Source organism: Martelella mediterranea, assembly GCF_021021415.1.
Lineage (GTDB): Bacteria > Pseudomonadota > Alphaproteobacteria > Rhizobiales > Rhizobiaceae > Martelella > Martelella mediterranea_C.
Map to the genome: position 1 here is coordinate 60,914 of NZ_JAINWJ010000015.1, position 25,840 is coordinate 86,753.

21 protein-coding genes are annotated in these 25,840 nt (G+C 63.1%); 13 read left to right on the forward strand and 8 right to left on the reverse strand.

Annotation, left to right across the window (positions count from 1 at the left end):
- The first annotated feature begins 446 nt into the window (after positions 1 to 446).
- The 4 genes from K7H91_RS11485 to K7H91_RS11500 are packed head-to-tail and all read left to right on the forward strand — an operon-like array spanning position 447 to position 3,878.
- A complete protein-coding gene (locus K7H91_RS11485; RefSeq protein ID WP_230720370.1) occupies positions 447 to 647 on the forward strand; it encodes a hypothetical protein in 201 nt (66 codons plus the stop codon).
- 8 nt (positions 648 to 655) lie between these two features.
- Positions 656 to 1,837 carry a thiolase family protein gene (locus K7H91_RS11490; RefSeq protein ID WP_230720371.1) on the forward strand — a complete coding sequence of 394 codons (1,182 nt, stop codon included), beginning with the start codon at positions 656 to 658 and terminating at the stop codon, positions 1,835 to 1,837.
- Positions 1,837 to 3,081 carry an SDR family NAD(P)-dependent oxidoreductase gene (locus K7H91_RS11495; RefSeq protein ID WP_230720372.1) on the forward strand — a complete coding sequence of 415 codons (1,245 nt, stop codon included), beginning with the start codon at positions 1,837 to 1,839 and terminating at the stop codon, positions 3,079 to 3,081. The genes K7H91_RS11490 and K7H91_RS11495 overlap by 1 nt, the downstream gene beginning before the upstream one ends.
- A gap of 14 nt (positions 3,082 to 3,095) precedes the next feature.
- Positions 3,096 to 3,878 (forward strand): cyclase family protein, encoded by a 783-nt coding sequence (locus tag K7H91_RS11500; RefSeq protein ID WP_230720373.1) that lies wholly within the window; start codon positions 3,096 to 3,098, stop codon positions 3,876 to 3,878.
- Between the two features lie 24 nt (positions 3,879 to 3,902).
- On the opposite strand, the gene K7H91_RS11505 is transcribed toward K7H91_RS11500, so the two are convergent.
- Complete coding sequence (locus K7H91_RS11505) at positions 3,903 to 4,610, reverse strand: hypothetical protein (protein ID WP_230720374.1); 708 nt, start codon at positions 4,608 to 4,610, stop codon at positions 3,903 to 3,905.
- Between the two features lie 85 nt (positions 4,611 to 4,695).
- Between K7H91_RS11505 and K7H91_RS11510 the strand changes: the two genes are divergently transcribed.
- On the forward strand, positions 4,696 to 5,628 hold the full coding sequence (locus K7H91_RS11510) for an NADP-dependent oxidoreductase (RefSeq protein ID WP_230720375.1): 933 nt from the start codon (positions 4,696 to 4,698) through the stop codon (positions 5,626 to 5,628).
- A gap of 45 nt (positions 5,629 to 5,673) precedes the next feature.
- Here the strand turns inward: K7H91_RS11510 and K7H91_RS11515 are convergent, their stop codons facing one another.
- From K7H91_RS11515 to K7H91_RS11530, 4 genes are read right to left on the reverse strand one after another with little or no spacing between them, the layout of a single operon-like run.
- Positions 5,674 to 6,438: an Asp/Glu racemase gene (locus K7H91_RS11515; protein WP_330166001.1), complete on the reverse strand. Its 765-nt coding sequence runs from the start codon at positions 6,436 to 6,438 to the stop codon at positions 5,674 to 5,676.
- 5 nt (positions 6,439 to 6,443) lie between these two features.
- A complete protein-coding gene (locus tag K7H91_RS11520; protein WP_230720376.1) occupies positions 6,444 to 7,358 on the reverse strand; it encodes a fumarylacetoacetate hydrolase family protein in 915 nt (304 codons plus the stop codon).
- Positions 7,359 to 7,373: 15 nt separating this feature from the next.
- Positions 7,374 to 8,495 (reverse strand): cupin domain-containing protein, encoded by a 1,122-nt coding sequence (locus K7H91_RS11525; protein ID WP_230720377.1) that lies wholly within the window; start codon positions 8,493 to 8,495, stop codon positions 7,374 to 7,376.
- Between the two features lie 13 nt (positions 8,496 to 8,508).
- Positions 8,509 to 9,555, reverse strand: a complete 1,047-nt coding sequence (locus K7H91_RS11530) for a carbon-nitrogen hydrolase family protein (protein WP_230720378.1) — start codon at positions 9,553 to 9,555, stop codon at positions 8,509 to 8,511.
- Positions 9,556 to 9,977: 422 nt separating this feature from the next.
- Between K7H91_RS11530 and K7H91_RS11535 the strand changes: the two genes are divergently transcribed.
- The 8 genes from K7H91_RS11535 (at position 9,978) to K7H91_RS11570 (ending at position 21,720) form a co-directional block, all read left to right on the forward strand.
- Positions 9,978 to 12,134: an indolepyruvate ferredoxin oxidoreductase subunit alpha gene (locus K7H91_RS11535; RefSeq protein ID WP_230720379.1), complete on the forward strand. Its 2,157-nt coding sequence runs from the start codon at positions 9,978 to 9,980 to the stop codon at positions 12,132 to 12,134.
- A 7-nt stretch (positions 12,135 to 12,141) separates the two neighbouring features.
- Positions 12,142 to 13,707, forward strand: coding sequence for an indolepyruvate oxidoreductase subunit beta family protein (locus tag K7H91_RS11540; protein WP_230720380.1), 1,566 nt, complete (start codon positions 12,142 to 12,144; stop codon positions 13,705 to 13,707).
- Positions 13,704 to 14,192 carry an acyl-CoA thioesterase gene (locus tag K7H91_RS11545; RefSeq protein WP_230720381.1) on the forward strand — a complete coding sequence of 163 codons (489 nt, stop codon included), beginning with the start codon at positions 13,704 to 13,706 and terminating at the stop codon, positions 14,190 to 14,192. The genes K7H91_RS11540 and K7H91_RS11545 overlap by 4 nt, the downstream gene beginning before the upstream one ends.
- A gap of 41 nt (positions 14,193 to 14,233) precedes the next feature.
- Complete coding sequence (locus K7H91_RS11550) at positions 14,234 to 14,743, forward strand: MarR family winged helix-turn-helix transcriptional regulator (RefSeq protein WP_230720382.1); 510 nt, start codon at positions 14,234 to 14,236, stop codon at positions 14,741 to 14,743.
- Positions 14,744 to 14,963: 220 nt separating this feature from the next.
- A complete protein-coding gene (locus K7H91_RS11555) occupies positions 14,964 to 15,701 on the forward strand; it encodes a DUF1223 domain-containing protein (protein ID WP_230720383.1) in 738 nt (245 codons plus the stop codon).
- 197 nt (positions 15,702 to 15,898) lie between these two features.
- Positions 15,899 to 19,903, forward strand: a complete 4,005-nt coding sequence (locus K7H91_RS11560; RefSeq protein WP_230720384.1) for a peptidoglycan-binding protein — start codon at positions 15,899 to 15,901, stop codon at positions 19,901 to 19,903.
- Between the two features lie 117 nt (positions 19,904 to 20,020).
- Entirely contained in the window at positions 20,021 to 20,947 is a 927-nt protein-coding gene (locus K7H91_RS11565) for a sulfite exporter TauE/SafE family protein (RefSeq protein WP_230720385.1), read from the forward strand.
- Positions 20,944 to 21,720, forward strand: a complete 777-nt coding sequence (locus tag K7H91_RS11570) for a TIGR02186 family protein (RefSeq protein WP_230720386.1) — start codon at positions 20,944 to 20,946, stop codon at positions 21,718 to 21,720. Before K7H91_RS11565 ends, K7H91_RS11570 begins: the two co-directional genes overlap by 4 nt.
- On the opposite strand, the gene K7H91_RS11575 is transcribed toward K7H91_RS11570, so the two are convergent.
- The 3 genes from K7H91_RS11575 to K7H91_RS11585 are packed head-to-tail and all read right to left on the reverse strand — an operon-like array spanning position 21,701 to position 25,838.
- Positions 21,701 to 22,603, reverse strand: a complete 903-nt coding sequence (locus K7H91_RS11575; protein ID WP_230720387.1) for a phosphotransferase — start codon at positions 22,601 to 22,603, stop codon at positions 21,701 to 21,703. The two genes, K7H91_RS11570 and K7H91_RS11575, sit on opposite strands and share 20 nt — an antisense overlap.
- The gene (gene pdeM / locus K7H91_RS11580; protein ID WP_230720388.1) at positions 22,603 to 23,313 is read right to left on the reverse strand and encodes a ligase-associated DNA damage response endonuclease PdeM; all 711 of its coding nucleotides are present in this window, start codon (positions 23,311 to 23,313) and stop codon (positions 22,603 to 22,605) included. The genes K7H91_RS11575 and pdeM overlap by 1 nt, the downstream gene beginning before the upstream one ends.
- Positions 23,310 to 25,838 (reverse strand): ligase-associated DNA damage response DEXH box helicase, encoded by a 2,529-nt coding sequence (locus K7H91_RS11585; RefSeq protein ID WP_230720389.1) that lies wholly within the window; start codon positions 25,836 to 25,838, stop codon positions 23,310 to 23,312. Before K7H91_RS11585 ends, pdeM begins: the two co-directional genes overlap by 4 nt.
- Positions 25,839 to 25,840 lie beyond the last annotated feature (2 nt).

Here is a 25,840-nt window from a genome sequence, read left to right on the forward strand (position 1 = left end):
CGTCCGTGTCGTTTTGCCTGTCCGACCGCATTTCCCCACAGAAACATGGCGCGGCGGGCGGTCCGGGGCCGGAACAGCAGGACCGGCTTCAGGCTGGCATAGCGTTGGGGTCCTGGGGACGAAAATCGCGCCATCGCAAATTACCATTGCGGGCAACAAATTTTCTTTATATATAAAATAAACATTGGCTGAACTGGTTCGGTTCTGGAGCCGCACCCTCAGCCTTGGGGAAGTCAGGCAGATATCTCGGCCTGCAATCCTCACGGCCCAATTGCCCGCCAGAGCATTTCCGGTGAAGGCCGGATCATCAGAAATGCGCTGTCTTATTGCTGTTGGCGCTTTCCGGACGGAAAACCGGTGTCCACGCTGCGGGAAGCGCCTTATAAGCTGAGAAAGTCACGCCGCGCATAGCCCGGCAGAGTTTCATCGATACGGAGATCGGGAGGATGACGGACAAGAAGCTGAAGCGCCACCTGCCGATGCAAACGGCTTTCGGCGGCCGGGACGGCAAAGGGCTCCTTCTCAGCGTCTCGCCGCCCGAGCATGGCGGGGCGAGTACAATTCAGATCATCGCGGACGCGCGCAAGCTATGCCCGTCTTCCAATGCAACCAGAGGCAATGACGATATTGCCCCGAACCTCTGCTGATCCCCTCCATGACGCATTCCACAAGCAATCGACGCCCCTATGACAACGTGGTGATCACCACGCCGGTAACGATCCCCTATGAGCGATTTTCCAACAAGACCGCCCATTGGTGGATCGGTCGCGCGGTGCGATCGCTGCTGGACGATTCCGGCATCGACAAGGCCGATATCGACGGCTTCTGCCTGTCGAGTTTCACCCTCGGCTCGGATGCCGCCATTGGTCTCACCGAACATTTGGGCCTGTCCGTTCGCTGGCTGGATCACATTCCGCTCGGCGGGGCCAGCGGCATCAGCGCCATCCGCCGCGCGGCAAGAGCGGTGGAAGCCCGCGACTGCGACGTCGTCGTCTGCGTTGCCGGCGATACCAACCACACGGATAGCTTCCGCCAGACCCTGTCGAACTTTTCGCGATTTTCCCAGGACGCGGCCTATCCCTATGGCGCGGGCGGCGCCAATGCCAGCTTCGGCATGATTGCGCGCCACTATATGAAGACCTTCGGCATCGAGCGTGAGGATCTCGGACGGATCGCCGTATCGCAGCGTCAGAACGCCCTGCGCAATCCCAATGCGCTGATGAAGAAGCCCCTGACGCTCGATCAGTACATGAATGCAAGACCCATCTCGGATCCGATCCACCTGTTCGACTGCGTGATGCCCTGCGCCGGCGCAGAAGCGTTTCTGATCATGCGCGAGGAGACGGCGGCGGCGAACGGGCTGGCCGGCGCAAAGATCCTCAGCACCATCGAACGGCACAATGTGCGCACCGACGACGTGGTGCAGACCCATGGCGGCTGGGTTGCCGATATCGACGATCTTTATGCCATGGCCGGGCTGAAGCCGGACGACATGGACTTCGTGCAGACCTATGACGACTATCCCTTCATCGTGATGATGCAGTTCGAGGATCTCGGCTTCTGCAAGAAGGGCGAAGGCCCCGAATTCGTTCGCAGCCACGACCTCACGATCGACGGCGATTTCCCCCATAACACCACCGGCGGCCAGCTCTCGTCTGGACAGGCGGGTGCGGGCGGCGCCTATATCGGACTGACCGAAGCCGTGCGACAGGTGCTCGGCACCGCCGGGCCGACGCAGGTCAAGGATGCAAAGGTCGGCCTCGCATCCGGTTTTGGCATGATCAACTACGCGAGAGGCCTGTCCTCCGGCGCGGTCATTCTCACGGGAGACAGATGATGGTCGAGCCTCTCAATCCCCCGAAGCGCAAAAACCCGCTCAAGCGGACACAACAGCAGACCCTTCCGCCCGCAGCCCGCAGCCGGTCGGCGCAACTGCTGACCCAGGCGGCGGCCGAGGGACGGTTCGCGCTGCAGCGCTGCGCGGAATGCAAGGATTATATCTATCCTCCCCGCGAAGTCTGCCCCAACTGCCTGTCGGTCGATCTGGCGCTGACCGATGCGCCCGATGGCGGCGTGATCGTCTCGGAGACCACCACCCATGTGACCTCGGACAGCTATTTTCGCGAGCGGATGCCCTGGCGGATCGGCATGGTGAAGCTCGACTGCGGCCCGATCGCCGTTGCGCACCTGCATGGCGACTGCCAGGATGGCGACCGCGTGCGGGCGACATTGCGGCTCGACAAATCCGGCCAGGCCGTCTTCTTTGCGATACCCACAGAACCCACCCCAAATATGGACCAAGACAGGCAGTGGTACGAAATGGTTGCGAAACCCCAATTCCGCCGCGTGCTGGTGACCAACGGCCGTTCCGCCATCGGTCAGGCCGTGGCAAGCGCCCTGGCCGAGACCGGGGCCACCGTCTATGTCGGCATCGCCGAGCCCTGGAAGCCCTTTCCCGGCGAGGAAAAGCTGCGCAAGGGCAATTTCAAGATCGTACCGCTCGATGCGCCAGACGAACGCTCGGTTCGAGAACTGGCGGCCGATATCGGCGGCAAGATCGATATTCTGGTCAACACCTCGGAGTTCATCCGTCCCGGCGGTCTTCTGGACCGTAGCCGCACCACCGTCATCCGCGATGAAATGGAGCAGCTCTATCTGGGCTTCGTGAACCTCGCCCAATCGTTTGCCCCCGCCATGCTGGGGCGCGGCGCGGACCAGATCAACAGCGCGGCGGCCTGGGTCAACATCTTCTCCGTTCATGCGCTTGCCAATTGGTCGGCGTTCGGCACCCACAGCGCCGCGGAGGCCGCCTGCCTTTCGCTTTCTCACTGCCTGCGCGGCGAACTGCGCAGCGGTGGGGTGCGCGTGATAAATCTGTTCACCGGGCCAACCGACACGGAATGGTTCCAGACCCTGCCACCCCCGAAGGTCGCGCCCAAGGCGCTTGGCAGCGCCGTGGTCAAAGCTCTCAACGAGGGCGTCGAGGAGATGTTCGTTGGCGATGTCGCCAAGGAGATACAGCAGAACCTCGTCGACAATCCGAAGAGCGTTGAGCGCGAATTCACCAACCGGCACACCTGAGTGGAACATCGACAATGGCATTGACCGACCCGACCGAACTTGCAGTTGCGATCGCCTCCGGCGCCCTGCAGATCGTTGATCTCACCTTCACGCTGTCGCCGGACTTTCCCGTTCTGGTGCTGCCGCCGGAACTCGGGCAGGCCGCGCCGGTGCGCATACGCACCATTTCGCGCTATGACGAGGCCGGTCCGGGCTGGTACTGGAACGAGATTTCGCTGAGCGAGCATACCGGCACCCATTTCGATGCGCCGATCCACTGGCATACCGGCAAGGACGTGCCCAATGGCTCCGTCGACACCTTGCCGGTCAAGCATATGATCGCCCCCGCCTGCGTGATCGACTGCTCGGCGGAAGCCGCAGCGGACGAGGATTTCCTTCTGACCCGCAACCATGTGATCGCATGGGAGCAGCAACACGGCAAAATCGAGCCGGGTGAGTGGGTTCTGCTGCGCACCGACTGGTCGAAGCGCGACTTCCGCGACTATGCAAACCTGAAGGAAGACGGCGCTCATACCCCCGGTCCGGACGCCGATGTGATGAAATGGCTGGTGGAAGAGCGCGGCATTCTCGGTTTCGGCACAGAAACCATCGGAACGGACTGGGGACAGGCCAACCATCTCAACCCGCCGCACCCGGCCCACTATTATCTGCATGGCGCGGGCCGGTACGGGCTGCAATGCCTGTGCAATCTCGATCAGTTGCCGCCAAGAGGCGCAATCGTCTTTGCCGCGCCGCTGAAGATTCTCAATGGCTCGGGAAGTCCGCTTCGGGTTCTCGCGGTCGCCCCCGGCCAATAGAGGGCGACCGACCGAAAAAAGGCCCTACGGCAAAAATTCCTGCGTTGTCAGGGGGTAATGCGCGTTGCCGCCGCTGAAGGGCGGGAACGCGACGAAATCGGCGCGCATCTCCTCGCGCACCGGCGAGTTCAGCGCGGCAACCAGATCCTCTCCGCTGTCGAACACGACCTTGTTGCGTTGCATATAGTCGACCCTGGGCCATGGCAGGAAGCCCAGCCAGTCCATGCGCGAGCACACTTCGGCTTCCCGCACTTTGGGAAATTTCGCCATGATCGGCGGGTGTTCGCGCACATAGTGGTCGAGCCAGGCGTTCAGATCCTCGGCGGGGCCTGGATAGTGCACGAGATAGGTGCAGAAAGGCTCGGATACGGGCTGGTCGCGCGCCGGTTCGGGCACCGCGAAGCGCCGCACGATCATGGCCTGCTGCTCGGCCTCGGCGGCAGCGAGGTCCGGCAGGGTCTGCGGCAAGGCCAGTTGCTGGAGATGGCCGTCGCGCGCGACCGCGCTCTCCAGATGCGCGATTTCATCGAAATAGAGCTGCAGCGCCAGTTGAGGCGGCGCGTCGTCGGCGGGATAATGTTGTCCCGCGCTCTGATCGGCGTGAAACACAAGCCCGCGCTTCAGGTAGGGCGTGGAGCGCACAATGTCGCCAACCCGGTCCAGGGTTGCGCGATCCACTTCCCTGCCGGGATTGTCGCGGTCGAAGAAGGACAGAAAGTAGGCAAAGCGCATCAATTTCTCCCGGCGGATCGAGTTGACAGGCCGCACAATGTGCGACACATATTATTTTATTCCTAAAACATATCCTCGGTGAACCATGCGCGCAATAAGATATGACTCCTATGGCGACCTGAGTGTGCTGAAGATGGTCGAAATTGCCGATCCCCGGCCAGGCCCCGGCGAGGTGCTCGTGGGCCTTAAGGCGGCGAGCGCCATTCCCGCCGACTGGAAAGTGCGCTCTGGCATGCTGCAAGACATGCTCCCTGTCACCCTGCCGAAGATACCCGGCCGCGACGGCGCCGGGATCGTGCTCGAACTCGGAGACGGCGTAGACTATGCAAGCGTCGGCGACGCGGTGTGCGTGGTGGCGCAGCATGCCGAAGACGGCACCTATGCGGAAAAGATCGTGCGCGATCAGGACAGCATCGTGGCCATGCCCGAAACGCTGGAGTTCGGCGAGGCGGCTTCGCTGATGCATGCGGGTATCTGCGCCTGGATATGCCTTGTGGAGACCGCCGATCTGAAGGCCGACGCGCGCATTCTGGTGCATGCCGGCGCCGGCGCGATCGGCGGACTTGCCATTCAACTCGCCCATCATCTTGGTTGCCACGTGACGACCACCTGTCGCGCGGCCAACGCCGACTATGTCACCGGGATGGGCGCGGATGAGGTGATTGCCTACGACAGAGACGACTTCACCGCGGTCGAGGAGCCCTTCGACATCGTTCTCGACCTGATGGGCGGCGAGGTGCACCGCCGCTCATACGATGTTCTGAAACGCGGCGGCCACATGGTGTGCCTGCGCGCCGCGCCTTTCGAAGACCAGTCCGAGCGATATGGCGTCCGGATCAGCGTGCCTCACATCCATGACAGGAAATATGCCATCGAGGCAGTGGCGAAGCTGGCGCGCGACGGCGTGTTTCGTCCGCAGGTCGCCCGCCGCCTGCCCCTTGCGCAAGCGAGCGAGGCGCATCGGATGATGGAGGCGGGCAAGGTGTCGCGCGGCCGCATCGTTCTCGACATCGCCTGACCGCGTTGGTCTTTCGTCCGGTGAGGCGTACTCACCGGACGCTCTCTAGCTGTATTTGCCCGAAAGCAGCGCGCCTGCGTTCGGCACCCGGGCCTCAAGGCCGAGGCCCTTGAGCATCTGGTGCGTGGTGGCGACGGATGCGGACAGGACAGGGATACCGCACTCGTCCTCGACCTTCTGGATCGCGGCCAGGGACGGCATCTGCACGCAGGCGGATAGCACCAGCGCATCGATGTTCTTCAGATTGACCTTCTTGTAGATGTCGAGAAGATTGTCGGTGTTCTGTCTCGACACCTCGAGATTGTCCGGAATCTCGAGCGCGACATAATCGCTGACCTCGATCTCCTCGCTCTCGATATAGTCGGCCACCATCTGGGTAAGCGGCTTCATATAGGGCGCGACGATCGAAATGCGCTTCGCCCCCATCAGGTGCAACCCATCGACAAGCGCGCCCGCCGAACTGACCACCGGCGCGGGATGCCCGTTTTCCACGGTCAACTTGTGCAGGCGAGCCTGGCTTTCGCGGTGATAGCCCTTGCCCATAGCCATGATGGCCACGAGGCAGGCATATCCCATAACATCGACGGCGGCGTCGGACAGCTCCAGGGCGCATCTGTCGCTGTCGCAATCCATCGCCTTCAGCTCCTCGGCCGTCACCTTCTTCATGCGCATGCGCGATGAGTGGAAGGAAAAGCGCTCCGGCAGGATCTGCTCGCGGGCGCGCAGCATCGCCGGGATCTCCCGTTCCATCGTCAGGTTCGACGACGGAACGATCTGACCGATCTTGATGGTATTGTTGAGGTTCTCCATGACGCTCATCCGATCCTGACGACGGGATTGCGCAGAACCCCGATGCCATCCACGCCGCACTCGATCACGTCGCCGGGCCACATCCATTCCTGCGGATCACGGCCGGCGCCCACGCCCGACGGCGTGCCGGTCGCGATGATGTCGCCGGGCTCAAGCGTCATGCCGCTCGAAAGGTCGGAGATCAGGGTCGGAATGTCGAACAGCAGGTGCTTTGTGTTGGAGCGCTGCTTTTCCTCGCCATTCTTCTTCAGCCAGAGGTCGAGATTATGCGGGTCGGCGATCTCGTCGGCCGTCACGATCATCGGTCCGAACGGGCAATAGGTGTCCTGCCCCTTGGAGAAAATCCACTGGCCGGCGCGACGGTTGTCGCGGGCGGATACGTCATTGATGACCGAATAACCGAAGACGTGGCTCATCGCATCGTCCTTGGCGATCCGGGTGGCGCGCTTTCCGATGATCACCGCCAGTTCGACTTCCCAGTCGAGCTGTTGGGTCATCGCGGCATTGTGCTGGATGCCCTCGCCATCGGCGATCACCGCGGTCGGCGGCTTGGAGAAAACCACCGGCTGCTTGGGAAGATCCTTCGACGTATCCAGCGACTTCGCGGATTCCGCTACATGCTCGACGTAGTTGAGGCCAATGCCGAAGATGTTCTTGCGCGGGCGCGGGATCGGCGCCAGCAGCCTGACGTTTTCCAGCGGCACCGCGATCCCGGGCGGACGGGCGCCGTCGGTCTCCTTCAGGGCGGACCGGAGCGCGACCAGGGCATCAGGACCCTGGTCGATCAGTTCCAGCATCGAGTCGGCGAAAACTTCGCCGACCGCCTCGCCGAGGCCTTCAACGTCGATGACGAGGCCATCCTGGACGACGCCCAGACGGCCCTCCGCGGACACGTGTCCGCGATAGGTTACCAATTTCATAATGCAGTCCTTGATTTAGTTCGTTTTGACGATCTGGTGACCGTCGTTTTCGTTCAGGCCCTGTTCGGCATAGAAACCCAGTTTGGTAATGGTCGGCAGGTCGTTGAACTGGAAAAGGCAAGCGTCGTCGCCGGACGACGTGTTGCAGTGTTCGTGCCACATCCAGGCAGGAACGCAGAAGATGTCCTTTTCCTTCCAGTCGAAGCGCTGACCATTGATGACCGAATAGCCCTCGCCCTTGGCGACCTGATAAATGGCATTGCCGGTATGGCGGTGCGCCTTGGTGTGTTCGGAAGGACGCAGGAGCTGCATCGCAGCGCCCATGGTGAGCATCGGATCGCCGCCCGTGATCGGGTTGGTGTAGCGCATGATGATGCCGTCATAGGGCGAACCGTCGGAGACCTTGGCATAGTTCGTGAGCGCTTCGTATGTCGGCTCCCAGCGATACTGCATCAGGGGCGAATAGGGCTTGTCCCACTTGTCCATGAGCGGCAGCAGCCCGGGACCGCCATAGGTCAGCGGGCTGTCATTCAGCGGCAGATTGGTGGTCTGGTAATCGTCCGGGTGAACGGCGTAGAAATTGGCCTCCAGCGCGTTGGTCAGCGGAATGTCGAGCCCATCTTGCCACATGCTGGTTTCGCCGTCTTCGGCAATGCCGTGCTCATGCCAGGTGCCGTTCGGGGTGATGACGAAATCGCGAGCGCCGAGATTGATCTTGTGGCCATCCACGATCGTGTAGGCGCCGGCGCCTTCCATGATGAAGCGCAGGGCCGAGGCGGCATGCTTGTGCGCCCCTGCCCGCTCGCCCGGCCGCATGACCTGAATGCCGGAGAACAGCCAGCCGCAGGCGGCACTGACTTCGGTGCGCTTGGGGTTGCGCAGATAGACGACGCGGCGGCCGGCATCTTCCGGGCGAACCAGATCGAGCGCGCGCAGAACCTGATCGCGCAATTCCGAATTCTTCCAGAGAACCGGCGCCGAGGCCGGCGTCGGCTGCCAGGGTTCGATCGAGTTGGCGACCGTCCACAGGGCTCCCGTGTCGAGCTTGGCAAGATCGTTGTAGTAGGCTTCGAGTTCCGCATTGTCCTTGACGCGGGCGCGGCCCAGGACGTCATCGCTTTGTGCTGTATCAGTCATGACTTCAACCTCCTCATTTATGGATCTTGATGGGCCCCAAATCCTCAGGCGAAGCTTCGCTCTTTTCCCGCTCCACCTCGTCGGCGGGCGCGCGAAGCGTCTCGATCGGATTTCTGACCGTCTGGTTCACATTCAGCTGGAAAACATCGAACCGGTTGTAGTGGCCGATGATATCGTGCATCTGCTTGGGCTGAATGCACTTGCCGAGGTCGATCTCGGCATAGACAATCCCCTCGTCGTCGATCAGGGCGTCCCCGATGACGCGGCCGTCCGGGCCGATAATGCCCGAGAAGGCGCTGGACTTGCGCTCCAGCAGTGCCCGCGCGTCAGGCCGGACCTTTTCCATTTCGGTGATGATCTCGTCCGAAACGGTCGAGGTGGAGATGATGGTGAATACCTTGCCCTCGAAACTGTGCGACTGACCGCGCAGCTTGATCGCCTCCGCCATATCGTAATCCGGCGGCGCGACGGGCAGGGAAATGTAACTTGCGGCATGCACCAGCTCGCCCTGGGCCAGCAGCGAGAAACGCGCCAGCGTGTTGGTGTTTTCGCCGCAGGCGAGACCGCCGAGGGGCCCGATCTCGGTATCGTAAACCTTGAGGCTGGATCCGTCGCCGCCCGTCCAGGTCAGCTTTTCCGCCCATGTCGGCACCAGTTTGCGGTGCTTGCCGATGATCGCCCCGTCGGGGCCAATGAACACCAGCGTGTTGTAAAGCGCGCCAAGCGATACCGGGCTGCGCTCGTTCACGCCCAGGATGACGTAGACGCCGTGGGTGCGGGCCGCCGCGCGGACCGTGTCGATTTCCGGCCCCGGCACGAACACCGATGCGCGCACCAGCTTGTCGAACCAGGCGCTGCCGGTCACCGGATCGGTGATCCAGTTCCAGTACGGATAGCCGGGAACGAACACCTCCGGAAACACGATCAGGCGCGCGCCGTTGCCGGCGGCCTCCGCGATCAGATCCGCAGCCTTCTCCACCGTCGCTGCGGCGTCGAGATAGACCGGGCTCGCCTGCACGGCAGCCGCCTTGAATTTGGGAAAATCACGTAGTGGAAGCATTCAACCGTTCCCTTGCGAGCCAAGAATTTGCACCTGAGATGCCTCTGCGCGCCCTGCTTGCCACGAAAGCCTGCCGTTGCAGGCCACTCCCATGTCAAGCCAGAACCGGATGCGATCTATTTATTTGATTTCGCTTTCTTTTTCTGGGTTCTCGGTGCCCGGAAATGCGATAGAGATCGCCACAAATTCATCTCTTATGCCAAGGTATTTTACATATAAAATTATATTTGGCTACCCTTTTCTTTGCGATCTCTACAGCGCGTGCCAGCTTATCGGGATGCCGTCCCTCCGTTTTAAGTATCACGCTGAAACGATCGCATTCGCGGCCAGGGAAAGGCCTCGGCAGATACCTCGACCGGAAAAACCCGTTGACATATTTTACATATAAAATTATTCTTGGCGCATATTTTTTGGAGACTTTGATGGCCGAACGCTCATTTGCGAAAGAAGTACAAGACCTCAAGCTGGGAGAGGGCGACGTTTTCCGCGGCGAGGGTATTCTTGCAATCACGAAGGCCCTCCTGCAGTCCGGCATTTCCTATGTCGGCGGCTATCCCGGCTCGCCGATTTCCCACCTTATGGACGTGCTGGCCGACGCCGACGAAATCCTCGAGGAACTGGGCGTCAACTTCCAGAGCATGGCCAACGAGGCGACCGCGGCGGCGATGCTTTCCGCATCGGTAATGTATCCCTTGCGGGGCGCGGTGGCGTGGAAGTCCACGGTCGGCACCAATGTCGCATCGGACGCGCTGGCCAATCTCGCCTCGGGCGGCGTCACCGGCGGCGCGATGGTGATCGTCGGCGAGGATTACGGCGAAGGCTCCTCGATCATGCAGGAGCGCACCCACGCCTTTGCGATGAAGTCGCAGATGTGGCTTCTCGACCCCCGCCCGGATCAGGAATGCATCGTCAACCTGATCGAGAAAGGCTTCGAACTCTCCGAGGAATCCAACACGCCGGTTCTGCTGCAGGTGCGCGTGCGCTCCTGCCACATGCATGGCAGCTTCGTCTGCAAGGACAATGTCCGCCCGGAATTCACGCTTGCCGATGCGATGAACAACCCGAAGCGCGATCTCGACCGGATCGTTCTGCCGCCGGCTGCCTATGAGCACGAGCAGGAAAAGATCAAACGCCGGATGCCGGCCGCGATCGAGTTCATCACCAAGCACAAGCTCAACGAATTCTTCGGCGAGAAGAGCGGCAGCAAGACCGGCATCATCGTCCAGGGCGGCACCTATAACAGCACGATCCGCGCCCTTCAGTTCCTTGGCATGGCCGATGCCTATGGCGATACCAATGTCCCGATCTACGTGATGAATGTCGCCTACCCCACGATCGTCTCGGAGGTCGACCGGTTCTGCGAGGGACTTGAGTCCGTACTGGTGATCGAGGAAGGCCAGCCGGAATATATCGAGCAGTCCATTTCCACCACCCTCGCCCGCGGCCGATCGGCCACCACCGTGCATGGCAAGGATTACCTGCCGATGGGCGGGGACTACACCGCAGAAGTGCTCACCGACGGACTGCAGCGCTATTTCGAGGATCATGAGCCCACCCGCCTTGGCAATCGGCCGCCCGTGCCAAGCGCCAAGCCAACACTTGCCTTGCCGGAAGTGGCAAAACTAAAGGAAGTGGTGCCGTCGCGCCCCCCCGGTCTTTGCACGGGCTGTCCCGAGCGCCCGATCTTTACGGCGATGAAGCTGGTTCATGAGGAAATCGGCGAGCATCACGTCTCGGCCGACATCGGCTGTCACCTGTTCTCGATCCTGCCGCCGTTCAACCTCGGCGCCACCACCATGGGCTATGGCCTTGGCGGGGCATCGTCGGCGGCCTTCAACGTCAAGGGCGCGAAACGGTCGATCTCGATCATGGGCGATGGCGGTTTCTGGCACAACGGCCTGACCAGCGGTATCGGCAACGCCGTCTTCAACAAGCATGACGGCGTGTTCCTGATCATCGACAATTTCTATTCCTCCGCCACCGGAGGACAGGACATCCTGTCATCGCGCGCCTTCAACAAGCGGCGAAACACCAACAACAGCATCGTCAAGGCGGTCAAGGGCATCGGCGTCGAATGGGTGCGCGAGATCGACCGCACCTATGACGTCAACAAGATGCGCGCCGTCCTCAAGGAGGCGCTGACAACGCCATTCGAAGGGCCGAAGGTTATCGTTGCGTCCTCGGAATGCATGCTCAACAAGCAGCGCCGCGTAAAGCCGCAGATCAGAAAGGCCATCAGCGACGGCAAGAGGACGGTCACCGCGCGATTCGGCGTCGACGAGGATGTCTGCACCGGCGATCACGCCTGCATCCGGCTTTCTGGCTGTCCATCGCTCTCGGTGAAACAACTCGACGACCCGCTGCGCGACGACCCGGTGGCCGCGATCGACAACACTTGCGTGGCATGCGGCAATTGCGGCGAAGTGGCGGACGCAGCCGTTCTCTGTCCGAGCTTCTATCGCGCGGACGTCATCAATAACCCATCGAAGTGGGACCGGTTTTCCAACAGGCTTTCGATGAGCATCATCGGTTTCCTGCAGAACACCCGCGAACGTTTCGCCGTAAGCTTCGAGGCCTGACACCGACATGAGAGATGATACTGTAAAACTGAGCCTCGCTCCGGCGGGCGAGGCCACGGAACGACCGATTTCCATCGCCATCGTGGCAATGGGCGGCCAGGGCGGCGGCGTGCTGACGAGCTGGATCGTCGAACTGGCGGAAAGCCAGGGCTGGATCGGTCAGTCCACATCGGTTCCGGGCGTCGCCCAGCGGACCGGCGCGACGATCTACTATGTCGAAATGATGAAGGCCCGCGAAAACGGCCGGCATCCGATTCTTGCGCAGATGCCGACGCCAGGCGATGTCGACGTGGTGATTGCGTCCGAGTTCATGGAGGCCGGGCGCTCGATCCTGCGCGGCCTGGTGACGCCAGACCGGACGACATTGATCGCGTCGAGCCATCGCGCGCTCGCGGTGACCGAGAAGATGCCGCCCGGCATGGGCGTGGCGACCAGCAGCACGGTTGATGAGGCCGTTGGCGTTACCGCCAAGCAAAAGATCATTTTCGACATGGATGAACTGGCGGTGCGCAATGGCAGCGTCATTTCCGCGTCGATGTTCGGCAGCCTTGCTGCATCCGGCGCCCTGCCCTTCGAGCGGGAGGCCTATCACGATGTCATCCGCAAGGGTGGCAAGGGCGTGGAGGCGAGCATCCGCGCGTTCGACGCCGCCTATGACCGCACCCTCAAGGGACCGGACCCGGTCGACGAATCCAGTGATGACGTCGCGGTGGCGACGGTTCCATCCAGGCTGGCCTCGCGAAAGGCCGACCGTCTGTTGCAGCGGCTTAGAAACGAACTGCCCGAGGCGGCGCAACCGATGGCGTTTGCGGGTCTCAAGAAGGTGGTGGCGTTCCAGGATGTCGCCTATGGCGACGAGTATCTCGACCTGCTGGCGAACCTTCATGCCGCAGACCGGCAGGCCGGCGGCGACGGCCATGACTGGCTGTTCACCAGCGAAGCGGCGAAGTATCTCGCCAACGCCATGGTCTATGACGACCTGATGCGCGTCGCCGACCTGAAGACCCGCAAGGCGCGCAAAGACCGAATTGCCGGCGAGCTCAAGGTCAAGGACAACCAGATTTTGAAGACCACCGAATTCATGCATCCGCGCATGGAGGAAGTCTCGTCGGCCCTGCCCGCGGGCTTCGCCCGCTGGCTCAGGTCGCGCAAGGGATTTTATGCCTGGCTCGACCGGCGCGTGGACAAGGGCCGGCATGTCAACACCTACTCCCTGCACTGGTTTGTCGCGCTCTACTGCGTGGCGCGCTGGAAACGTATGCGGCGGGTCTCATTGCGGCACGTGACAGAGGTGGCGCATCGCGACGAATGGCTTACCAACGCAAAGCGCGGTCTCACGGCGAATTACGAGCTTGGCGTGGAAATGCTGCGTTTCCGCCGGCTGATCAAGGGATATTCGGACACGCATGTGCGTGGACACGCCAAGTTCGACAAGGTTATGAACACCACACTACGGCTGCTGGACCGTGACGATGCGGCGCAGTGGGCGCGGCTGTTATTGCTTGCCGCCGTCAAGGATCCCGAACAAAAATCTCTCAATGAGACCATACAGACGATTGAAACACATCTATGAATGACCAGAAGACAGCGCGCCAGCAAGAATTTTCCTCTCCCCTTGACGCCAAGGCCATGCCGCCATCATGCTGGTCGTTCAAGGTGGCGATCCGGCACGGGCATTGCGATCCCGCCGGCATCGTCTACACGCCCAAATTCTTCGATCTGTTCAATCACGCCATTGAAGGGTGGTTCATCGAAGCTTTGGGAATCGACTATTACGACGTCATTGGCGAACGCCGCACGGGTCTCGGCTATGTGACGGCATCGGCCGATTTTTTCACGCCGTGCATGATGGGCGACAAGCTTGAGATATTCGTGCGCGTCGTTCGGGTCGGGAGCAAATCCTACACATTGATGCTGCACGCCATGAAAGACGGTCGTGAGGCCCTGCGTGGACATTTCACCACGGTCACGACCGCGCTCGATCACCACAAGTCCATCGTCATTCCGGCGGATATCAGGGCCGCGATAGTTGCCTATTCTGAAAAATGGTGTCAGTAGATGCTTCCTCAATCGGTGCTATCGAGGGAGGCTTTGCGGCGATGATTGACGGTCTGGAACACGAGAGCGATACGTCCCTGGAAGCCAGTCTCTCCCGTCGGCAGAAGGCGGAGACCCGATTCTGGCTTCAGATCCTCAATGTCCATCACCTCATCTATAATGACCTGAACGCGCGCCTGATCAACGAGGCCGGTCTGAGCATCGCCAAGTTCGACGTGATGGCGCAGTTGTATCGTTACCCCGAGGGAATTTCGATGGGCGCGCTTTCCAAAAAGCTTAAGGTGACGAACGGAAACGTCTCCGGCCTCGTCACCCGGCTGGAGGCGGACGGCTATGTCAGGCGATCGGTCGAGCCCAATGACCGGCGTTCTTTCAGAGCTTCGATCACACCCGAGGGCAAAACGGTATTCGAAAACGCGGTGGCGAAACACCAAACCGAGATCAGCAAGAAGCTCTCCGGCATCGATTTGCGCGCTATCGAGGAAATGACTGTAAGCCTGAAGCAGATCACCGATCAGATGAGAAGTACGGACACGGAGTCGTCCGACTGATCCTCCAGAAGCCACGGCAGGATAGAACTGTCCAGGCCGGGGCCGGCTGCTTTTGCCCGCGCGCGGATACATCCCATTAGACGGCACCAATACGCATCACATCCCGCTCACGCCACGCTTCCGCTTTTTCACCCCATCGTGACTTTCGATTGATGTGCGTTGGCGCTAGATTGCCTTCCAGTTCAGCGGGCGCTGTGCCCGACGACCAAGGTTTTGAGCGGTGTTTAAACAGACTGTCATATTGAGTGCCTGCCTTGCCGCTTTCTCGCTTGCGGGTGCTGAGGCAGGCGAGATCAAAAGCCCGCTCGGCGTGGTGGAGCTGTTCACTTCGCAGGGCTGCTCCTCCTGCCCGCCGGCCGACAAGACCGCGGCGACGCTTGCGGACGAGGGCGATGTGATCGTGCTCAGCTATCATGTCGATTACTGGAACTATCTCGGCTGGACCGACACGATGAGCAGCCCGGAAAACACCAAGCGGCAGTATGATTACAGCGCCGCGATGGGCCGTTCCGGCGTCTACACGCCGCAGGCCGTGGTCAACGGGCGGGCCGAGATGGTCGGCACCAGCCTCGACAAGCTGCGCGGAACGATTGCCGATCTCAAATCCGATGACAAGGGCCTGACCGTGCCGGTCAGCCTGCGCAAATCCGGCGACGAGGTGATCATCGATATCGGCAGCGGCAAGGGCAAGGCCGATGTGCTGGTGGTCTATTTCAAGAGCCGGGAACAGGTCGCGATCAAGGACGGCGAGAACGAAGGCCGGACCATCGACTACCGCAATATCGTCACCGATGTGCAGACGGTGGGCATGTGGCACGGCGAGGCCACCAAGGTGACGCTGCCGGCGCGCGTGCTGGAACCGCGCGAGAGCGATGGCTGCGCGATCCTGCTGCAGGCCACCGACGCAGACGGCAACCCCGGCGCAATCTTCGGCGCAACCATGGTGACCGCGGACTAAGCCGCCGCAACCGCGCCCCCGAAAAACCGGAAAAGCCGCCGCTCCAGCACTTTCCGCCCGCTTCAGCGCGGAAAATTAACAACTTCTTTACCATGTTGCGCGAATCCTTGTGCCAGGATTTTTGATGCGGTTCTGCGCGCCGGGGGATGTGCGCGCAGCCGCCAACATTTTGGGGCAGCGGTATGGCGCAGGCGCGGATGGCACAGGAGAGGGTAGAGGCAAGACCCGGTCTCGACGCGCTCAGCCAGACGATCGAAGGCCTCGAGGCGCGGCTTTCCGAGATGATGGAAGCCCGCGCATCCGGCATCGCGCCGCGCGGGCCTGCCAGATCGCCCGACTACCGCGACCGTGCCCCCCGCGAGCGCCGACTGCCGGCCGAGCCCGCCAATGCCCGCCTCGATGCCGAACTGCGCGACATTTCCCGCACTCTGAAGGATCTCCGCCAGTCGGTGCGCGACGATTTCACCGCGAGCCTCAGGGACGAACTCGCCGGCCTGCACACCATGCTCTCCCAGATCGAGCGCCAGACCGATACCCGCGACATAGATGACGACACCCGCAGCGAACTGCTCCGCATTTCCGAGGGCGTCGACTGGCTCTTGAGCAATGCCGCCGCCGATGACGACAGCCGGCTAATGGCCGAGTTCGATCATCTGCAGACGCTGCTGCGCGGGCTTGCCGATGCCAAGAGCGTCGCCCGGCTGGAAAGCCGTTTCGACACTCTCGAACGCCAGATCGCGCCCTTCGATCCGGCCCGGCTCGATCTCGAACTGACGGCGCTGGCGCGCGGGCTCGACGATGTGCGGCGCTTTCTCGAGAACGATGATAGCGGCCACAGCCTTCAGGAGATCGAAGCCCGCATGGCGGGGCTTGCCGAAGCCATGGAGGTGCTGTGCGCGCGCATTCCCGCTTCCGGCGACCGGCTCGACGGCCAGATGCACGCGATCGAGCGCCGCATCGACGATATCGATCGCAACCTGGAGCGGATCGGCCGCCGCCAGAGCGAGACCCCGCGCGACCCGGCGGTGGAGCGGCTCGAAGCCCGCCTCGGCGACCTTTCGAACGCCGTTGCCGCCGTCGTCTGGCAGATGCGCGACCAGAGCACCAAGCAAGCGACACTTCTGGAAAACCTCGACGCGGTTGCCCGCCGCATCGAAAGCCATAACAGCGCCGATGCCCATACCAGGCTCGAAGCCCGCATCGAGGCGCTCGCGGGCGCTGTCGAGCGGATCGGCACCGAGCGCAATACGCTCGGCAAGGCCGTCGCCACGCTTTCCGACAAGGTCGGCGATATTGATCTCACAAGCCTTGAGCGCCGGATCGCGGCGAAGCTGGACAGTGTCGGCGCGGGCGGACTGAGCGAGGCCGATCGGCGTGAAATCAAGGACCAGATCGGCCATCTGGCGGGCCTGATCGAGACCCGCGATCCCCGCGCAATCGAGGATGCGGTCAACCGGCTCAACGACAATATCGCCGGGCTCGACCTCAAGGGCGCCGAGCGCCGCCTTGCGCAGAAGATCGAAACCGCAGGCTCGGATAGTTTCAGCGCCCATGACCGGCGCGAGCTGAAGAGCCAGCTTTCAAACCTTGCGACGCTGATCGAGAACAGGCGCGGCATCGAGCCGGCAGCGCTCGAAGACGCCGTCTCCCGCATCACCGGCAAGATCGGCCAGATCGACTTCTCCGCCGCCGAACGCCGGCTCGCAGCCCAGATTTCCGCAATGCCGGTTGCCGGCGCGGACCCTGAACTGCGTCGCAAGATTGAAGCCAACCTTGAGACCGAAAGCCGGGTCGTGGAGCGTCTTGACGCCCTCGACATCGCCGGTCTTGAGGAGCGGCTGTCGCGCAAGATCGCCGCCGTGGAGCAGAACGGCGCGGAAAGCCGCCTCTCCGCCCAGCTGACGGCGCTTGCCAACCGGCTGGAGGAGAGCCGCCGCGACAAGAGCGGTCCCGAACTGCAGAAGCTCGAGCGCCAGATCGCCGAACTCACCACGCTGATGAACCGGCCGGAGCCGAAACTGCCGATCGGCGAGCTTGAGGAGCGGATCGGCGCGCGCATCGAGGCGCTGTCGGCCAGCAATGACGATCTGGTGATCGAGGCCGCCCAGCATGCGGCGGAAGAAGCGCTGAAGAATTTCGAGGCCGGGCGCAAGGGCGAGAACGACGAACATATCGAAATCATCAAGGGTCTCGCGGCCGATCTGAAGGCGCTCCGGATCCCGGCGAACGCCGATCAGGACAAGGCGAGCGCGGGCCTGCACGACACATTGAAGACGATCGCGAGCCGGCTCGATGCCATGCCCGGCGTCAAGGCCCAGGAGGCCCCGGACACCGCCGGGACGCCGGAAACGCGCGAGAAGCCGCTGCCGCGTCCGCGGGTTCAGCCGACTACCCCCCTTGGCCCGCCGCCGTTCGAAACCCGTTTCCACGCCGGTTCTTCCGATGCGAAACCGGAGGAAGACGGTAGCCAGGACGTTCTGGATATCCTGTCGCGGGTGCGCGCGGGACAGAAGAATGACGCGATGCCGAGCCACGGCCCCGTGCTGCCGGTGCATGAACGCCCGGCGGCGGAGAGCCGGAAAGGCGCGCGCTCCAAGCCCGCCGGCGTCATCAGCGAAGGCCTCGGACCGCGCACGCCGCGCGCCGATCTGATCGCCGCGGCGCGGCGCGCGGTCCACACGGCGGTCGAAGAAACCGGCGAAACGGAAACGACCGAGACGGCCGAGCCGCCGAAGGACAGGTTCTCCCGCCGCCCGGTCTATCTCGCAGGCGGCGCGATCCTGCTTGCGATCATGGCCTATCCGCTGCTGACAGGCATGGGCCGCGACCGCGACGCCATTCTCCAGGCGGCGCAATCGCTCGACGCCGCCACGATCAGGCGGGAAGCGCCGGCGCCCGCGCCGGTCAAGGTCAGCAACGCCGCCCCGGCCACGATCGATCTCACCATGACGCCGGTGGTGAAGAACAATTTCGCCGCCGAAGCGCCCGAAGAGGTCGCAAGCGCGCCGGTGCGCGCCTTCAGCATGATCGAAACCGACAATGTGGTGACCGGCAGCATCGAGCCCGATGCGACTACGGACGCCGCCGGTCCTTCGCCCGTGGCGGAAAAGCTCAAGAAGGCGGCTGCCGCGCTTGAAGACAAGACGGAAGAAGCGGTGGAGACCGCTGCCGTCACCACACGCGATGTGCTCGACGTCCTGAACACGCCGGCCAAGGCATCTCCCGAAGCGGTTGAAGCGAAAACGTCCGTTGCCACCGCCCCGGCAACAGATACTGCGTCTCCGCAGACGAACGTCGTCACCGAGGCATCAGAAACCGGTTTCCGGCCGATCACGGCCGATCTGCCGGCCGGCCTTGAAACGAAGCTCCTCGCCGATGCCGCCACGGCCGGCGATCCGGCAGCGCTCTACGAGATCGGCCTGCGCTATCTCGACGGCCTCGGCTTCAAGCAGGATCTTTCAAAGGCCGCCTTCTGGTTCGAGCTGGCGGCCGAGCGCGGCTCCGCGCCCGCCGCCTTCCAGCTCGGCAGCCTTTACGAGAAGGGCACAGGGGTTGACGAGGATGCGGGCAAGGCCGTGTCGCTTTATCGCGAAGCCGCCCAAAAGGGCAATGTCAGCGCCATGCACAACCTCGCCGTCATGCTCGCCAACGGCGCGGACGGCGGCAAGCCCGATTTCACCGAGGCGGCCGAATGGTTCCAGAAGGCCGCTGACCACGGGGTCGCCGACAGCCAGTTCAACCTCGCCATCCTGCATGCCCGCGGCGCGGGCGCCGATGCCGATCTGGTGCAGTCCTACAAATGGTTCGCCGTCGCCGCCAGGGAAGGCGATGCCGAGGCCGCCAAGCGCCGCGACGAAGTGGCCGAAGCGCTCGGCAATGCCGATCTCAACCGCGCCCGCAAACTCGCCGAAAACTGGAAGGCCGAGCCGCTCGATGACGCCGCCAACCGCCTGACAAGCCCGAAAGAGTGGACCCCGGCTGATCTCGTCGCCGCCAGCGCGCCCGTCGACAAGGAAACCGTGGTGCGCGATATCCAGACCATCCTCAACAAGAACGGCTACGATGCCGGCCCCGCAGACGGCGTGCTCGGCGCCAAGACCGATGCCGCGATCAAGGCGTTTCAGAAGGCAAACGGCTTTGCCGCCGACGGTGCGATCACGCCCGAACTGGTAAAGGCATTGCTGGCCCGCAACAGCGCCTGAAAAGAATTGCAATATCACGGCTTTGCGAATTGACTTGCAAGGCTTTGAGTCGCAGAAAGAAAGCACACTTAATAAGGCTGGATTCAACATCCGGCCCAAATGCTATTGGGGACACGCGTGTCGATCTACCTGCCGATTGCCGAACTTTCGGTCAATATTTTCGTTATACTCGGCATGGGCGCGGCAGTGGGTTTCTTATCGGGCATGTTCGGCGTCGGCGGCGGATTTCTGATCACGCCGCTTTTGATTTTCTACCAGATCCCGCCGGTGGTGGCGGTCGCAACCGGCGCAAGCCAGGTGGTGGCCTCCTCGGTCTCCGGCACGCTGACCCATTTCCGGCGCGGCACGCTGGACATGAAGCTCGGCACGGTTTTGCTGACGGGCGGTCTGGTCGGGGCGACCATAGGCATCTGGCTGTTCTCGCTGTTGCGCGATCTCGGCCAGCTCGATCTGGTGATCTCGCTGCTTTACGTCGTGCTGCTATCGTCAATCGGCGGGCTGATGCTGGTGGAAAGCATCCGCGCCATACGGCGCAGCGCCAAGCAGCAATCCGTCTCCTTGCGAAAGCCGGGGCAGCACAACTGGGTGCACCGCCTGCCGATCAAGATGCGCTTCAAGAAATCGAAGCTTTATCTCAGCGTCATCCCGGTGTTCACGCTTGGCGGCATGATCGGCGTTCTCACCTCCTCGCTTGGTATCGGCGGCGGCTTCATCATGGTGCCGGCGATGATCTATCTGCTGCGCATTCCGACCAATATCGTGGTCGGCACGTCGCTGTTCCAGATCATCTTCGTCTCCGCCTACACCACCGTGATACAGGCAACGACCAACTATTCGGTTGACATCGTGCTCGCCACCATCCTGATGCTGTCGAGCGTGATCGGCGCACAATACGGGGTGCGCGTCGGCCAGAAGCTCAAGGGCGAGCAGTTGCGCGCGCTGCTGGCGGTCCTGATCCTGGCCGTCGGCGTCCGCCTCGCCTTCGGTCTGGTCGTCACGCCGAGCGATGTGTTCTCGGTCGTCTTCGAGGGAGCGCCGCAATGATCCGCAACGTCCTCCTCCTCGCCGCGCTTTTGTTTCCCGCCGCAGCCCTTGCCCAGGGGCCGCAGCAAGAGACGCTCGAAATCGGCACCTCGACCAACCAGATCGCGATCACCTCGGATTTCTCCGGCGCCGACCTCACCGTGTTCGGTGCGATCAACGATGCCGATCCAATGCTGCTTTCCAAGGGCGCCTACGACATCGTGGTGATCCTCGAAGGCCCGAAAGCCGAGGCCGATGTGCGCCGCAAGGAGCGCGTCTTCGGCATCTGGGTCAACCGCGAGACGGTGACCTTCGAGCATGTGCCGCGCTCCTATTCGATCTCGAGCACGCGGCCGCTGGATGAAGTGACCACGCCGCAGGCGCTCAATTCGGCCGGCATCGGCGTTTCGCATCTGCGGATTTCGCCCGTCGGCTATTTCGGCGATGCCAGCGACGTCGCCACCTTCCGCGAGGCGATGCTGCGGCTGAACGCCACGGACGCGCTTTACGACAGCGAACCGGACGGAGTGTCCTTCGTTTCCAACAGCTTGTTCAGGGCAAGCCTCAGGCTTTCGGTGAACATTCCCCAGGGCACCCACACGGTGCGCGCCTATCTGTTCAAGAACGGCCGCCAGATCGCGACCGAGACCCTGCCGCTGAAGGTCGTGAAGACCGGGCTGGAAGCCCGGCTCACCGTCGCCGCGCACGAATATCCGCTGTTCTACGGCCTCGGCGCGGTGGCCATCGCGCTGTTTTCGGGCTGGTTCGCCAGCGTCATGTTCCGCAAGAGCTGATCTCGTCTTCAACAAGGCGGGCGAGCGTGCTGCGGCCGAGCGCCGCCATGTCGGGATTGCTCACCTCGTAATACCAGACGAGCCCGATTGCCTGTGCAAACGCCCAGGCGGCGCCCCTTTGCCATTCCAGCGCGTCCGAGCCGAGGCTCTGCCTGATGCGCGCCCGGCGCCGCGCGTCGAAGAGATGCCAGCAGGCCACCAGATCGAGCGACGGATCGGCCGGCCCGAAGGTGCCGCCATCGAGCACGCCCGCAAGCCGATCCCCCTTCACCAGCAGGTTGCCCGGGATCAGGTCACGATGGCTCATCACGTCGGGGCCGCCCGGCGGCAGGAGCCGCAAGTTTTCCCACAAGGCTGAAAGGCGCGAAACATCGAGCAGGCCGCGGCTGTTTTCAAGGCAGGTCGCGATCCAGGCATCGTGATCCGTCAGGCGACCGCCCCGCCCGCGCCCGTCAAAACGCCGCTCTTTCGTGTCAGCCTGCCTGAGCGATGCGATCAATCGGGCGATATCATCGGCACATCCATCGGATCGGGCGAGCCCGGTGGGCGTCGCGACCGCGCCCGGCAGAAAAGTCTGCAGCGTCCAGTACATCGGGTAGGCGTCGCCCGGCCGACCGAGGCCGAGCGGCTCCGGGCAGGGCACCGGACAACAGGCGGCCAGTTCGGCAAGCGCGCGCGCTTCAGCCTCAAGCCGGATGCGGCACGCTTCGGCTTCCTCCCTCCGCCTGGGAAAACGCGCCGCGATGTTTTGCCCGACGCGAAAGATCGCATGGTCCGTCCCGCCCGCAAGCGGGCTTACCGGCAGATCGCGATACCGGGGAAACTGGGCGGAGATCAGCGCGCGCGCCGCCGGGAGGCTGACGGGCACTTCATCGGCGTGCATCAGCAGCCAAGTGCCGCAAAGGGCAGCGAATAAACCCGGTCCGGCCCGAGCATGTGCACGTTGAGCAGCTTTCGGTTGAACAGCCCGGCAAAGGCGCGATGGCGCAGGTCGAGTCCGCCGCGCGTGGTGGCGAAGGCCGGCAGCATCAGCCGCGTCTCGTCGGCGGCGAAGCATGGACGGCGGACGGATTTGCCCGGGCGGTGCAGCACGGCGGAGGGGTGGAGATGACCGCAGATTTCGGCTTCGGCCCTGCGGGTCGGCTCGTGGCGGAAAGTCAGTCCCTCGAATTCCCAGACATCGAAAACCCGCCCCGGAAGGCCGCCGACGCCGTCCGGGTCGTGATTGCCGTTGATCCAGACCCAGTCGCAGTCTTCGGCCAGGGAAGCGAGCTTTTCCCGCGTCTCCGCCGGCATTTCGCGAGCCCCGACACGATCGTGGAAATTGTCACCGAGCGAGACCACGCGGGCGGGGCGATAGCGGGTAATCACGGCTGAAAGGGCGGCAAGCGTGCGTCCGGTATCATAAGGCGGCAGGAAGAAGCCGCGGCGCGCATGGGCGGCACCACGTTCCAGATGGAGATCGGAGACGACGAGAAGGCCGAGTTCAGGGAAGAAGGCTGCTCCGGACGCATCGAACTGAACGGCATGGCCCGAAAACCGGCGCGCGCGGCCGGCCTGCCCTTCCCGTTCGATCGACGTCTGCACGTTCATTCGCCTGCCTCTTCATGCATCATTTCCGCCGCCTCGAGCGCTGCTGCCAGTTCATCGGCGGCTTCCTGAAGCACGGCATCGCCGGCGCCGCCATTGACGCTTTCGCGGCCGATCTCCAAGAGCACCGGCACTGCCAGCGGCGAGACCCGCTCCAGCCGGTAGTGCACCAGATGGCCCTTGATTCGTTCCAGCATTGTGCCAAGGCGGGCGATGTCCAGCAAGCCGGCCGCCGCGTCCGCGCGCGTTGCCTGCAGCAGGATATGGTCGGGTTCGTGGCTTCGGAGCACGTCATAGATCAGATCGGCGGACACCGTCATCTGCCTTCCGGTTTTCTCCTTGCCGGGAAAGCGCCGCTCGATCAGGCCGGCAATGGTGGCGCAGGCGCGGAAGGTGCGCTTCAGCATATAGCTTTCGTCGAGCCAGGCCTCGAGATCGTCGCCGAGCATGTCCTCGTCGAACAATTCCTTCAGGTCGAGCGTGCCATCGACCAGCATCGCCCCGATATCCTTCAGCCCCCAGATCGCCAGCGAATAGTCTGTCGAGACGAAACCGGTGGGCGCGGCGCCCATGCGCTCCAGCCGCCGAGTCAGGAGCATGCCGAGCGTCTGGTGCGCCAGCCGCCCCTCGAAGGGATAGGCCACCATGTAGAACCGGTTTTCGAGCGGGAAGGTCTCCACCAGCAATTCGCCGCGCTTCGGCAGGTGGGAGTGGAGCTGTTGCAGCGACAGCCACTCGCGCACAGGCGCCGGCAGCGCCTTGCGGCGCTCCGGATCGGCGAGCATCGCCCTGACCCCATCGGCGAGATAGGTCGACAGCGGAAACTTGCCGCCGGCATAGGCCGGGATCTTGGGATCGGTATCGAAGGCGACCGAGGCCAGGCATTCGTTCTCGCGAATGCCCTCGAAGCGCAGCACCTTGCCGGAAAACAGGAAGGTGTCGCCGGGCCTGAGCATCTCGATGAAATATTCCTCGACCTCGCCCAGCGTCGGCCCGCCCCGCAGCGGCCCGCTGCGCTTGCCTGCCCTGACAAGCCTGATCTTCAGCATTGGCATCTCGACGATGGTGCCGAGGTTGAGGCGGTACTGACGGGCGACATCGGGATGGGAGATCCGCCACAGCCCGTCCGCCATCTGGCGGATCTTGGCGTAGCGCTCATAGCTGCGCAGCGCATAGCCGCCGGTGGCGACGAAATCGACGACGCGCGCGAAGGTATCGCGATCGAGGCCGGTATAGGGCAGCGCGGTGCGGACTTCGTCGAACAGCGCGTCGATGTCGAAGGGCTCGGCGCAGGCCATGCCGAGCACGTGCTGGGCCAGCACATCGAGCGCGCCCTCGCCGATTGGCGGGCTATCCTGCGCGCCGACATAATTGGCGTCGAGGGCGGCCTGGCATTCCATCACCTCGAACCGGTTAGCGGGCACCAGAATGGCGCGGCTCGGCTCGTCCATGCGGTGGTTGGCGCGGCCGATCCGCTGGGCCAGCCGGCTCGCCCCCTTCGGCGCGCCGATATGCATGACGAGGTCGATATCGCCCCAGTCGATGCCGAGATCGAGCGTGGAGGTGGCGACGACCGCGCGCAATTTGCCGGCGGCCATCGCTGCCTCCACCTTGCGGCGCTGGCCGACATCGAGGGAGCCATGATGCAGCGCGATCGGCAGATTGTCGTCATTGATGCCCCATAATTCCTGAAACACGATCTCGGCCTGCGAGCGGGTATTGACGAAGATCAGCGTCATCCGCCGCTGTTTCAGCTCCTCGTAGATATCGGGCGCGGCATAGCGCGCCGAATGGCCGGACCAGGGGATGCGCGCGGACGCCTTCAGGATGGTGATTTCCGGCCGCGCTCCCCCCGTGACCGTGATCAGCCCGGCATGGGGCGGATCGACCTCGCCGGTCTGGGCCACCAGCCACCGCTGCAACTCCATCGGATCGGAGACGGTGGCGGACAGGCCGATGGCGGTCAGTTCCGGCCTCAACCGCCGAAGCCGCGCGAGCCCGAGCGACAGAAGATGGCCGCGCTTGGAGGTGACCAGCGAATGCAGCTCGTCGAAGATCACATAGCGCAAATCCTCGAAGAAGCGGTCGGCATCCTTGCCGGCAAGCAGCAGCGCGAGTTGTTCCGGCGTCGTCAGCAGGATATCCGGCGGCTTCAGGCGCTGGCGCTGGCGCTTGGCCTGGGGCGTATCGCCGGTGCGGGTCTCCATGGTGATGGGAAGTCCGGTCTCGACCACCGGGCGCTCCAGATTGCGCGCGATATCGACGGCGAGCGCCTTCAAGGGCGAGATGTAGAGCGTGTGAACCCCGCGCGGCCTGAGACCGGGCTTTTGCGGCCCGCGCCGGTCGAGATCGGAAAGGGACGGCAGGAAACCGGCAAGCGTCTTGCCCGCGCCGGTCGGCGCGATCAGCAGCATGTCCTCGCCAGCGCCCGCGCGCGCCAGCAGTTCAAGCTGGTGCGGGCGCGGCTGCCAGCCGTTTTCGGCAAACCAGCGGCGGAAGCGCTCCGGCAATGTTTCCGTTTCGTTCATGA

Coding starts and splice junctions, on each gene's coding strand:
- K7H91_RS11570 (WP_230720386.1), top strand. CDS start 20,944: ATGATCCGCAACGTCCTCCTCCTCGCCGCGCTTTTGTTTCCCGCCGCA.
- K7H91_RS11575 (WP_230720387.1), bottom strand. CDS start 22,603: ATGCACGCCGATGAAGTGCCCGTCAGCCTCCCGGCGGCGCGCGCGCTG.
- K7H91_RS11520 (WP_230720376.1), bottom strand. CDS start 7,358: ATGAAATTGGTAACCTATCGCGGACACGTGTCCGCGGAGGGCCGTCTG.
- K7H91_RS11545 (WP_230720381.1), top strand. CDS start 13,704: ATGAATGACCAGAAGACAGCGCGCCAGCAAGAATTTTCCTCTCCCCTT.
- pdeM (WP_230720388.1), bottom strand. CDS start 23,313: ATGAACGTGCAGACGTCGATCGAACGGGAAGGGCAGGCCGGCCGCGCG.
- K7H91_RS11510 (WP_230720375.1), top strand. CDS start 4,696: ATGCGCGCAATAAGATATGACTCCTATGGCGACCTGAGTGTGCTGAAG.
- K7H91_RS11515 (WP_330166001.1), bottom strand. CDS start 6,438: ATGGAGAACCTCAACAATACCATCAAGATCGGTCAGATCGTTCCGTCG.
- K7H91_RS11500 (WP_230720373.1), top strand. CDS start 3,096: ATGGCATTGACCGACCCGACCGAACTTGCAGTTGCGATCGCCTCCGGC.
- K7H91_RS11560 (WP_230720384.1), top strand. CDS start 15,899: ATGGCACAGGAGAGGGTAGAGGCAAGACCCGGTCTCGACGCGCTCAGC.
- K7H91_RS11585 (WP_230720389.1), bottom strand. CDS start 25,838: ATGAACGAAACGGAAACATTGCCGGAGCGCTTCCGCCGCTGGTTTGCC.
- K7H91_RS11550 (WP_230720382.1), top strand. CDS start 14,234: ATGATTGACGGTCTGGAACACGAGAGCGATACGTCCCTGGAAGCCAGT.
- K7H91_RS11490 (WP_230720371.1), top strand. CDS start 656: ATGACGCATTCCACAAGCAATCGACGCCCCTATGACAACGTGGTGATC.
- K7H91_RS11495 (WP_230720372.1), top strand. CDS start 1,837: ATGGTCGAGCCTCTCAATCCCCCGAAGCGCAAAAACCCGCTCAAGCGG.
- K7H91_RS11530 (WP_230720378.1), bottom strand. CDS start 9,555: ATGCTTCCACTACGTGATTTTCCCAAATTCAAGGCGGCTGCCGTGCAG.
- K7H91_RS11540 (WP_230720380.1), top strand. CDS start 12,142: ATGAGAGATGATACTGTAAAACTGAGCCTCGCTCCGGCGGGCGAGGCC.
- K7H91_RS11505 (WP_230720374.1), bottom strand. CDS start 4,610: ATGCGCTTTGCCTACTTTCTGTCCTTCTTCGACCGCGACAATCCCGGC.
- K7H91_RS11535 (WP_230720379.1), top strand. CDS start 9,978: ATGGCCGAACGCTCATTTGCGAAAGAAGTACAAGACCTCAAGCTGGGA.
- K7H91_RS11485 (WP_230720370.1), top strand. CDS start 447: ATGACGGACAAGAAGCTGAAGCGCCACCTGCCGATGCAAACGGCTTTC.
- K7H91_RS11525 (WP_230720377.1), bottom strand. CDS start 8,495: ATGACTGATACAGCACAAAGCGATGACGTCCTGGGCCGCGCCCGCGTC.